The organism is Sporomusa sp. (assembly GCF_035561255.1).
GTDB lineage: Bacteria > Bacillota > Negativicutes > Sporomusales > Sporomusaceae > Sporomusa.
In genome coordinates, this window is the sequence record NZ_DATMXX010000177.1 from 1 (window position 1) to 10319 (window position 10319).

Annotated in this window: 13 protein-coding genes; all 13 read right to left on the minus strand. The window is 44.0% G+C overall.

Annotated features, from left to right (window positions below; genetic code table 11):
* Positions 1 to 75 precede the first annotated feature (75 nt).
* Complete coding sequence (locus VN379_RS10005) at positions 76 to 429, minus strand: DUF1292 domain-containing protein (protein ID WP_325533348.1); 354 nt, start codon at positions 427 to 429, stop codon at positions 76 to 78.
* A gap of 85 nt (positions 430 to 514) precedes the next feature.
* On the minus strand, positions 515 to 934 hold the full coding sequence (ruvX, locus tag VN379_RS10010; RefSeq protein WP_325533350.1) for a Holliday junction resolvase RuvX: 420 nt from the start codon (positions 932 to 934) through the stop codon (positions 515 to 517).
* Positions 935 to 964: 30 nt separating this feature from the next.
* Positions 965 to 1912, minus strand: coding sequence for an aldo/keto reductase (locus tag VN379_RS10015; protein ID WP_325533352.1), 948 nt, complete (start codon positions 1910 to 1912; stop codon positions 965 to 967).
* Complete coding sequence (locus tag VN379_RS10020) at positions 1913 to 2170, minus strand: IreB family regulatory phosphoprotein (RefSeq protein ID WP_325533354.1); 258 nt, start codon at positions 2168 to 2170, stop codon at positions 1913 to 1915.
* Positions 2171 to 2293: 123 nt separating this feature from the next.
* A complete protein-coding gene (gene alaS / locus VN379_RS10025; RefSeq protein ID WP_325533356.1) occupies positions 2294 to 4912 on the minus strand; it encodes an alanine--tRNA ligase in 2619 nt (872 codons plus the stop codon).
* Positions 4913 to 5007: 95 nt separating this feature from the next.
* Positions 5008 to 6033, minus strand: coding sequence for an AI-2E family transporter (locus tag VN379_RS10030; RefSeq protein ID WP_325533358.1), 1026 nt, complete (start codon positions 6031 to 6033; stop codon positions 5008 to 5010).
* 57 nt (positions 6034 to 6090) lie between these two features.
* Entirely contained in the window at positions 6091 to 6291 is a 201-nt protein-coding gene (locus VN379_RS10035) for a hypothetical protein (RefSeq protein ID WP_325533360.1), read from the minus strand.
* Between the two features lies 1 nt (position 6292).
* Positions 6293 to 6490 carry a hypothetical protein gene (locus tag VN379_RS10040; protein ID WP_325533362.1) on the minus strand — a complete coding sequence of 66 codons (198 nt, stop codon included), beginning with the start codon at positions 6488 to 6490 and terminating at the stop codon, positions 6293 to 6295.
* An 11-nt stretch (positions 6491 to 6501) separates the two neighbouring features.
* Complete coding sequence (locus VN379_RS10045; RefSeq protein ID WP_325533364.1) at positions 6502 to 7014, minus strand: PRC-barrel domain-containing protein; 513 nt, start codon at positions 7012 to 7014, stop codon at positions 6502 to 6504.
* Between the two features lie 89 nt (positions 7015 to 7103).
* Positions 7104 to 8204, minus strand: a complete 1101-nt coding sequence (mnmA, locus tag VN379_RS10050) for a tRNA 2-thiouridine(34) synthase MnmA (protein WP_325533366.1) — start codon at positions 8202 to 8204, stop codon at positions 7104 to 7106.
* Positions 8205 to 8211: 7 nt separating this feature from the next.
* Complete coding sequence (nifU, locus tag VN379_RS10055; protein ID WP_084575171.1) at positions 8212 to 8583, minus strand: Fe-S cluster assembly scaffold protein NifU; 372 nt, start codon at positions 8581 to 8583, stop codon at positions 8212 to 8214.
* A gap of 22 nt (positions 8584 to 8605) precedes the next feature.
* Complete coding sequence (gene nifS / locus VN379_RS10060) at positions 8606 to 9817, minus strand: cysteine desulfurase NifS (RefSeq protein WP_325533368.1); 1212 nt, start codon at positions 9815 to 9817, stop codon at positions 8606 to 8608.
* Between the two features lies 1 nt (position 9818).
* Positions 9819 to 10253, minus strand: coding sequence for an Rrf2 family transcriptional regulator (locus VN379_RS10065; protein WP_325533371.1), 435 nt, complete (start codon positions 10251 to 10253; stop codon positions 9819 to 9821).
* Between the last annotated feature and the right edge of the window lie 66 nt (positions 10254 to 10319).

Sequence of the window (10319 nt, forward strand, 5' to 3'; positions counted from 1 at the left end):
GGTATTATATATTATAATCTATAATGCCTATATAGACAAATAACGTCAAAAAAAGAAGCCGTCTCGGCTTCTCTTTTATTTCTCTTCTTCTTCTTCTTCTTCTTCAAAGACCATTTCTTCGTATGCTTTACGAACCTGCTCAAACTCTTCATCTGTTGGATCCAGGTAGATCTCTTCACCATTTTCGTCAACGTCAATGCGGGCGATAAAAACATCAGCTTCTTCACCACAGCCACAACCACAGCTGTCATCGCTGCATTCACAGCCTTCTTCATCGACGTCAATTGGGACCAGTATGGCAAAACGCTTATCGCCAACAGGAACAATCATATCTTCGCGATAATAGTATTCGTTGCCTTCTTCATCAGTCATGACTACTACCGGCTCATCGTCAAACTCCATAATATCATCTTGTTCGTTATCTGCCATTTTTCTTCACCTCTTTTTACTCATACGCAATATCCATTGTATCCTAGAAAACATATCCTGTCAAGGAAACCGCTGTAAAGGGTAGTTACCCCCGGGATAAACTGTCAAGATATCCTTGCAGGATGAAAACAGCAGCCATTTTATCGATAACCTGCCGACGTTTAGCCCTGCTAACATCAGCTGCAATCAGTGCTTTTTGAGCGGCTACGGTAGACAGGCGTTCATCCCAAAATTTAATCTCAACATTTGGTACAGCTTGGACCAAATCATTAGCAAAGTCTTTTACAAGTTCGCCTCTTGGTCCGATAGTGCCATTCATGTTTTTTGGCAAACCAATAACGACCAGCCCGACCTCATACTGGGTGATAAGTTCGTTGAGTCTGGCGAAATCCCTAGCAGCCGATGTTCGCCTAACTACTTCAACTCCCTGAGCTGTCAACTTAAGTTCGTCGCAAACTGCCACCCCAATGGTTTTATCCCCGACATCAAGTGCTAGTATGCGCATAGTTCCTCCAGATTATTAAAATTTATTAAATCAAACTATTTTTAAGCAAAATTCCGGGCAATACGCGCCACAGTAGCCGCATAATATACACTCTTTGGGCGCTACAGTTGCCTTGTTATTTGTTATGGTGATTGCCTTCATAGGACATCGCTGCGCGCACTGGCCGCAGCCAACGCACCAATCTTCAACTAATAGCCGCCTGGGTGTTTTGGCCACTTTATCCCAAAGCTCATTATCCGGAATTTGTCCTGAGAATACCCTGCAATTGAGAATTACCTCATCAATTGTCTGCATGCCAACAGCAATTGATGTAATGCCAGGCTGGGACAGCACCCAGGAGAAGGCTTGTCCTGCTATATTATTTAAATGACCGCCGCCCAATGCCTTCATTGCATATATGCCTTTTCCGCAATCAGCCGCAAATTGTATAGCGGAGAGCATTTCTTCGGTAGTACCGTCAGTAATCCCTATACCCTTTATATTGATTATGGGATGAATTACATCTACTTCTTCAATTAACGCCGCCGCCCGTACAACATCGATGGTATGTGTTGACACCCCTATTGCCCTGATTAGCCCCTGCCGTTTAGCATCACATAAGTAAGACAGGGCATCAGCATGTCCTTTCAATGTCATCCGTGAGGTTTGTTCATGGAGCATAAAGAGATCAATATAGTCGCGGTTTATCTCCCGGCAGGCGGTTTCAACACTTGAACGCATGTCTGCATAGGTGTAGGCATAAGATTTGGAAGCAATAATAGTATCTTGTTTGGCACTGGCTATTGCCTCCCGAATATAAGGATAAGTACCATATAATTCTGCGGTATCAATAAAATTGACCCCTGAGTCAAATGCCGACCGAATAACGGCAACACCTTCGGCCAATGGCCGGTTTGACTGCAAGGGGCCAATAGTAAGTCCGCCAAAACATAGTCTGGAAACAGTAAGACCTGTCTGGCCAAGTACACGATACTCCATTTACTTATCTTTCAGGTAGGCTCGCACTAACTCTTCAATAATTTCATCTCTTTCCAACTTGCGGATTAAACTACGGGCATTATTATGGCTGGTTATATATGTCGGATCACCGGATAAAAGGTACCCGACCAACTGATTTATGGGATTATAGCCCTTTTCCCTTAAGGATTGGTAAACAGTAGTCAGGATTACTTCAGCAGCGTTGGTGTCGTCATTGTTGACTTTAAACATCATCGTTTCCTGAGATACGTTGGTCATGAAGCCCCCCCCTTCCTTATATTATCTACAAAGTATTACCATATATATTCTACTTGGACTAGATTTTTCCTGTTAATATATTTATTTTTTTGCAGGCAGACTGACGCCTGCCTGCAAAAACAATTACTTGATTTGCAATTTAATTATCTCTGCAGCAGCTTGTAATGCAGAGTTGATTTTTTCGGGTTGCTTACCGCCAGCTTGAGCCATATCTGGCCGCCCGCCGCCACCGCCACCTGCAATTTTGGCAGTTTCTTTAATAATCTGACCGGCATGTGCACCTTTAGCAACACAATCAGGCGTAGCCATTGCAATAAAGTTCACTTTGTCCCCATTAACAGCACCCAGCACCACAATACCAGAATGTAAACGCTCACGTACCATATCCCCGGTTGCCCGCAGATTTTCCATATCTGCTGCGGCTACCTGACCAATCACTATCTTAACTCCATTAAGCTCTTTGACGCCAGCCAGGAGATCCTGCACTTCGTTTTTTGCCAGTTTGGTGTTAAGTGTGCCTAATTCTCGCTCTAAGTCCCGGACACGGGCGTGGAGTACATCAATACGGGCTACAATCTCCTCAGGGCGGGTTTTAAGTGCTAGTGCAGCATCTTTAATAAGCTCGTCCTGTGCCTTTAGGTATTCCTGGGCGCCATAACCTGTAACAGCCTCAATCCGTCGCAGACCTGCCCCAATACCGGCCTCACTGACAATCTTAAAAAGACCGATTTCGGCAGTTGAGCCAACATGAGTGCCACCGCACAGTTCTTTGCTAAAATTATCTACTACAACTACCCGTACCTGCTCACCATACTTTTCACCAAAGAGGGCCATCGCCCCCATTCCTTTGGCTATGTCCTGGGTTGTTTCGATAATCCCCACACAGGTATTGTCCAATATGACATTATTAACAATTCTCTCAACCTCAACCAACTCTTGCTCGGTAACAGGCGCAAAATGGGTAAAATCAAACCGCAATCTACTGCTGTCAACGGCAGAACCGGCCTGATTGACATGTCCGCCTAAAACCTGCTTTAAAGCAGCCTGCAGCAAATGAGTTGCCGTATGGTTGCGGGCTATATGGCGGCGTCTGGCATAGTCAACCATTAATTTTAAAGACTCGCCTGTTTTAAATAACCCTTCGCTGATTTGACCAATATGATAAATAGTCCCATCAGGCAGTTTGCGGGTTGATGTAACTTCCATTTTTCCAAGAGAGCTGACAAGTATACCAGTATCTCCTGCCTGTCCGCCGCCCTCGGCATAAAACGGACTAACATCCAGAATAACTGCCACTTCATCCCCGTCAAAGGCTTCTTCAACAACGTTACCGTCTTTTAATAACAGAACCAATTTGGCCTGTTCGGCATTAGGGCTGTAGCTCAGCGATTCGGTCACCAACCCTGATAAATCAGGCATAATAACCTTTTCACCGTTATCTTGGCGTGAAGAACGGGCCCGTTCGCGCTGCTCGGCCATAGCCTGATCAAAGCTCTTTTTATCAAGCGCCATGTTATGTTCATTCAAAATCTCTTCAGTAAGCTCCCAGGGAAACCCATATGTATCATAGAGTTTAAACGCAGTTGCTCCGTCAAGCACGGTCTGCCCGGCTTGAGTAAGCTCTTGAACTTGTTTGTTTAGCAGTTCAATCCCCTGAGCCAGAGTATTATGGAAGCGTTCTTCTTCCAATTGGATCACTCTCTTAATGTAATCCTTTTTATCATTTATATTCGGATAAGCCTGTGCGAAAATTTGGGCAACAACATCAACAATGTCGGTAAGGAAGGGTTTATCAACCCCCATGAGACGACCATGGCGAACAGCCCGCCGCAAAATCCTTCTTAGCACATAGCCGCGCCCTTCATTTGATGGTAATACGCCATCTCCAATCATAACAGTCATGCTGCGGCCATGATCGGCAATTACCTTTAGCGATATATCATTTTTGGCTGACTGCCCATATGTAACACCGGCGACATTCGCAGTATATTCAATAATCGGGTATAGTAAATCGGTTTCAAAGTTAGAGCGTTTATTTTGCAAAACAGACGCTATACGTTCTAAGCCGGCTCCGGTATCGATGTTTTTCTTGGCAAGAGGGGTGTAATTACCGGCTTCATCCCGGTCAAACTGAGTAAAAACTAGATTCCAAATCTCCAAATACCGGTCACAGTTGCAGCCTACAGCACAATCAGGCTTACCACAGCCCCGATCCTCGCCTAAGTCAATATGAATTTCTGAGCACGGGCCGCACGGGCCGGGACCGATCTCCCAAAAGTTCTCTTCCATTCGGATAATACGGTCAGCCGGTATTTTAATATCATTATGCCAGATGTCAAACGCTTCATCATCACCGGTATGAATAGTAATCCACAGTTTATCTTTAGGCATTTCCAGGTAGACAGTCAAAAATTCCCACGCCCAGGCAATTGCTTCTTTTTTAAAATAGTCTCCAAAAGAGAAGTTACCCAGCATCTCAAAAAAAGTATGATGGCGTGCAGTCCGACCAACATTTTCGATGTCGCCAGTTCGGACGCATTTTTGACTTGTAGCAATCCGCGGGTGCGGTGGTTTCATTTTTCCAGTAAAAAAGGGTTTAAAAGGAGCCATTCCGGCACCAATAAGCAGCAGGGTCGGATCATTCTCGGGGATGAGTGAAGCGCTAGATTGAACCAAATGGTCTTTGCTAGCAAAAAAATCCAGAAACAGTTTGCGCAATTCGTTTCCGGTTAATTGTTTCAACTTAATCAGCTCCAATATGCTATATTTAGTCCATTATTCTGGCATTATACTACAATTTAAGATTTAGTGTCAATATTTGGTGTGGTTTCCGAAAACTATATTAACAGTCTAATTCCATGTTTAATCAGTACTTTCCCTACTGCGGCCACTGGCACACCCAATAGCATACCAATAATTCCAAATAATTCACCACCGGCAAAAAGGCAAAAAATTACCGTAATTGGATGTAACCCTACACTTTCGCCAAGAATTTTAGGACCGATTATACTTCCTTCCAGCTGATGTATGGCAAAAAACAAGAAGCCTACCTTCACTGCCAATACCGGCGATTCCAGCAGTGCCAGTGTTATGGCCGGGGTTGCGCCGATAAATGCGCCAAAATACGGAATAATATCCAACAAACCAGCGGCAATACCAATAAGTAAAGCGAATGGTACCTTAAAAAAATATAAACCTGAGCTTACTAATATACCGACAATGATAGCTACTGTTATTTGCCCTCTGATTACTCCGCTTAGTACTTTATCAACATCTTTTAATGCCAAAGTATATTCGTGCCGCCAGCGGCATGGAATCAACAACATAAAACCTTCTTTTATTTCCCGCCAGTCGTGCAAAAAATAAAACGCTAAAATTGGAGTAATTGCAAGTCCAATAAAATGTGCAACTAAGCCCATGATGCCGTCAGTTAAGTCACGAGCAAAGGATTGCCCTGCCTGCAGTAGCGATAATACCGCATCATCAATAGCAAGCCGCATTGAGTATGGTAATACGGAGTTATGATAATGATTCTGAATAAGATAAAATAACTCTTCGACCTTATTTAATATATGCGGCAGTTCTCCTGCAAAACTTTCCAGATCTCTGACAAAAACAGGTATCAGACGTCCACCACCAAGAATAACAACAGTAAATAAAACAACATATAACAATGTAATGGCTAATCCCCGGGATAGCCCTTTCTTTTCAAGATAACATACGGCCGGATTAAGTAAATAAGCCAGTATTAATGCAATAATAAATGGGTATAAACCGCTGCGGACAAGCCAAAGAAAATATACAGTTCCTAATAAAAATAAAATAATAATAGCAAGACGGACATGCTTTTTAGTAAGTTGCATATCTTCCTCCTCGTCAATAAAAAAAGGAGACCATTCTGGCCTCCCTATTACCGGATATTAATCCAGCTTTTTCATCAACCGCTTGCGCGCCCGGCGTGCTCCCCGCATCAAATCACGGGTTGTATCGGCAACCGTGTCAGTACTACATTCAAACAGCGGTTTTTTCTGTGGTTTAGCCATGGGACCTATGATGGCGCCGAGTGCTGTTCCTACAAGTCCACCCCAAATCAACCCTTGCCAAAACTTACTGCGCATCATATCACCCCTTTTGTACCTCTAAATTTACAGTACCTTGTATCAGATCATCATAGAGTGTTAACGTGCCGTCAGACTCAACATTGAAGACTCTCACATCTTGATCCCGCACTGTAAACTCTACGCAACAATCCCAACAATAGTACTGGTCGGCACCCACCTTACCGATTCCCCGCTGCCCGCACACAGGACAAGTTGTCATAAAACCACACCTCACACCTCTTTAGATTCAGGTATAAGAAGATTGGTCATAGTATCTGGAACGATTAATTTATCCTGACCAATAACTTGTGCTTGCGGCAACGGCATAATTCTGCGACCATAGAGCAAATCAGTGATTAGGCCGTCTGAAATCTCATACGCCTTTATCTCACCGGTAGTACTATCGTAAAGAGCGTCAACCAATATACCTAAACTTAATCCGGCATCAGTATAAACCTGCTTGTCCAGCAAATCTCGCACATATTTTACGGTACCTGGCATTATGGCCGGTGTTAACTCCTGCACGGCATAATTAGCCCGAACCATTATGGCGTCTCTGCCTACGCTGAATAAATCTTCAAACACAATACCTTGGTCGTTAGCGAACCAATTAGCACCGGCAAGGACAATCCCCCGGACGGCAGCCTGTTCCAAGTTAACAATGACCTCTTGTACCTCGCCAATCTGTGCACCAGTCCCGGTAATCAGTACCGGTAGGCCAAAAAGTTCACGTAATTTTTGCATATAGCCTCCACAACAGATTGTAGTATTAGTATGACCAGAATCGAGGTTGTTTATATCATTGTCATGTCTTATAAAAATTTATCCATTACTTATTTAATTACCTTTATAATAATCCCACCACCGACAACAATATCGCCGTGATAAAAAACCACTGATTGTCCAGGCGTAATTGCTCGCTGTGGCAATGCAAATTTCACATTAACCTGCCCGTTGCCGAGCGGTATTACAGTTGCCGGAGCCGCAGGCGCACTGTAACGAATTTTAGCCTCTACAGCAAGAGGCTCATCCAGTTTATCAATCGTGATAAAGTTAAGATCACCGGCAATAAGCTCTGCAGCAAAAACATCCTCGTCTGAACCGACAATTACCTGGTTGCGTTCAGCATCAAGCGCCACAACATACAATGGTTTACCGACCGCGATCCCCAGGCCTTTGCGCTGACCAACGGTATAAAGCTGCACCCCCTGGTGTTTGCCTAGAGTATTGCCTGCCGTATCGACAATAATTCCCGGTTTCAATGAATCCGGGATGCGGTCTTTCAGAAAAGTTTTATAATCATCATTTGGCACAAAACATATCTCCTGGCTGTCAGGTTTATCGGCAACCGATAAGCCGAGTTCTTTTGCCATTTTTCTTGTATCAGTTTTTGCAAAACTGCCTAATGGCATCAAAAAGTGTTGTAGTGTCTGCTGATTAAGATGATATAATGCATACGACTGATCTTTGGTGGAATCTGTTCCCTTGCGTAAAATGTAGCGCTGACGGTCGTTGTCATACATAATCTGCGCGTAGTGACCTGTAGCGACATACTGAGCGCCGAGTGCCAGAGCCTTGGTTAGAAATCCTTCAAACTTAAGATATCGATTGCAAGCAATACAGGGATTGGGGGTCCGGCCGGCAGAATACTCGGCCATAAAATAGTCAATTACTGTCTCCTGAAACATATCCCGAAAGTTAAGAACATAATACGGAATACCTAATTTGTTGGCGACCCGCCGCGCGTCGTCAACAGCTGATATCGAACAACAGCCCCGGCTGTCCGGGTTTTCGTCATGCTGCTCTGTTTCTTTTTCCCATATTTGCATTGTCGCGCCTATAACGTCGTAACCTTGATGAACAAGAAGGGCGGCAGTTAAAGAACTGTCCACCCCTCCACTCATGGCTACAACCACTCTGGGTTTGGCAGCCATTTAATAATCACTTTCCTTTTTTAGCAATGTAATCTTTTATAGCCTCATGCAGCGCATCAGCCGCCAGGTTAGAACAGTGCATCTTAGCGGGTGGCAGACCTCCTAAGGCTTCGGCAACTGCTTGATTGGAGATCTCTAAAGCCTCGTCAAGTGTTTTCCCTTTTACCATTTCAGTTACCATGCTGCTAGTAGCAATCGCTGCGCCACAGCCGAAGGTTTTAAATTTTACGTCGGTAATTATATCATTTTCTACCTGCAGGTATATCCGCATTATATCGCCACATTTGGCATTTCCTACTTCGCCAACACCAGCAGCATCTTTTATTTCACCGACATTACGGGGATTAGTAAAATGATCCATAACTTTATCTGTGTACATAGTATTCGCTCCTCTCTGCTAATTAGTGATGATGATGACAACTAGAGCAAGGATTAGACGGTTTAAAATCAGCTGCACTGCCATACAGTGGCGACATGCTGCGGAGCCGTTCAACGATTTCTGGAACTACCTCAAGGAAATAATTGACCTCTTCTTCAGTATTGCCCCGGCCCAGGGAAACCCGTAACGACCCATGTGATACTTCATGGGTTAATCCCATCGATAATAATACATGAGAGGGATCAAGTGAGCCTGAGGTGCAGGCCGACCCACTAGAAGCAGCAATTCCCTTTAAGTCCAAATTTAAAAGGAGAGACTCGCCTTCTATAAATAAGAAGCTAAAGTTAACATTTCCGGGCATTCTTATTTCCGGATGACCATTAAGTTTGATATGTGGAACCTTTTCAATAATGCCGGCAATAATTTTGTCACGTAGTACTTTAATATGAGCAACTTTTTTATCCATATCCCGCATTGCCACCTCGGCAGCCTTACCCAGACCAACAATTCCCGGAACATTTTCTGTGCCGGCACGAATGTTCCGCTCATGCCCGCCGCCATGCTGAATTTCCTCAACCTTCACGCCACGGCGGATATATAGTGCGCCAACCCCCTTGCTGGCATGAAATTTATGACCGGACATAGTGAGTAAATCTATATTAAGCTCTTTAACATCTATTGGACAGTTACCAACAGCCTGGACAGCATCTGTATGGAAATAAATACCTTTTTCTTTAGCTAGCTGTCCAATCTCTTTAACAGGTTGAATTGTTCCGACTTCATTATTGGCGAACATGATGCTAATAAGTATCGTCTTATCGGTAATAGCATTTTTCAGGTCATCCATACGTATCATGGCATGCTCATCAACTGGAAGATAAGTGACAGTAAAGCCCTGTTTCTCAAGATATTCACAAGTATGTAGAACTGCATGGTGCTCAATTGCAGTAGTTATAATATGATTGCCTTTTTTGCGATTAGCGTAAGCTACACCTTTAATCGCCAGATTGTCACCCTCGGTGCCCCCGCTGGTAAAGAATATTTCATTAGGAGCAGCGTTAATCAAAGCAGCCACCTTTTCCCGGGCTTCTTCAACCGCTTTGCGGGTTTCCCGGCCAAAAGAATGGACACTGGAAGGGTTGCCGTATTTCTCGGTCATATATTCCAGCATTAGGTCAGCAACTTCCCGGTCAACCGGGGTAGTAGCCGAGTGATCAAAATAAATACGTTTCATACTACTCATCTCCTTGTCCCTTTTCTTCATTACATAAATCAGCAAGAGTAATTGAATCCAGCACAGAAGTAATGCTGTCTCTTACCTTAGCCCAAACACCGCGGGTCACACATATATTAACCCGTGAACAGAAAGTTCTGCTTCCATCGTCAGAGAGCAAACAATCAACCGGGGCAATCGGGCCTTCCATAATCCGGATAATATCACCAACCGTGATTTGCGCCGGCTCTTTCGTTAATGAATAGCCGCCCTGAGCTCCTCGCACGCTTTTTACATAACCAGCCTTTCTTAATGTACCCATTAACTGTTCTAGATAGTGTTCTGATATTCCCTGGCGCTGAGCTACGCTTTTGAGTGAAATAGCGCCTTGTCCATAATGCAAAGCCAAATCATACATGGCGGCAACACCATAACGCCCTTTCGTTGACAGTTTCACTGCAACCTCTCCCACTCTGATCTTTTCCGAGTATTACGATAGGTTTTCTTTTTTTATAATATACCA

Coding starts and splice junctions, on each gene's coding strand:
- VN379_RS10005 (WP_325533348.1), bottom strand. CDS start 429: ATGGCAGATAACGAACAAGATGATATTATGGAGTTTGACGATGAGCCG.
- ruvX (WP_325533350.1), bottom strand. CDS start 934: ATGCGCATACTAGCACTTGATGTCGGGGATAAAACCATTGGGGTGGCA.
- VN379_RS10015 (WP_325533352.1), bottom strand. CDS start 1,912: ATGGAGTATCGTGTACTTGGCCAGACAGGTCTTACTGTTTCCAGACTA.
- VN379_RS10020 (WP_325533354.1), bottom strand. CDS start 2,170: ATGACCAACGTATCTCAGGAAACGATGATGTTTAAAGTCAACAATGAC.
- VN379_RS10030 (WP_325533358.1), bottom strand. CDS start 6,033: ATGCAACTTACTAAAAAGCATGTCCGTCTTGCTATTATTATTTTATTT.
- VN379_RS10035 (WP_325533360.1), bottom strand. CDS start 6,291: ATGATGCGCAGTAAGTTTTGGCAAGGGTTGATTTGGGGTGGACTTGTA.
- VN379_RS10040 (WP_325533362.1), bottom strand. CDS start 6,490: ATGACAACTTGTCCTGTGTGCGGGCAGCGGGGAATCGGTAAGGTGGGT.
- VN379_RS10045 (WP_325533364.1), bottom strand. CDS start 7,014: ATGCAAAAATTACGTGAACTTTTTGGCCTACCGGTACTGATTACCGGG.
- mnmA (WP_325533366.1), bottom strand. CDS start 8,204: ATGGCTGCCAAACCCAGAGTGGTTGTAGCCATGAGTGGAGGGGTGGAC.
- nifU (WP_084575171.1), bottom strand. CDS start 8,583: ATGTACACAGATAAAGTTATGGATCATTTTACTAATCCCCGTAATGTC.
- nifS (WP_325533368.1), bottom strand. CDS start 9,817: ATGAAACGTATTTATTTTGATCACTCGGCTACTACCCCGGTTGACCGG.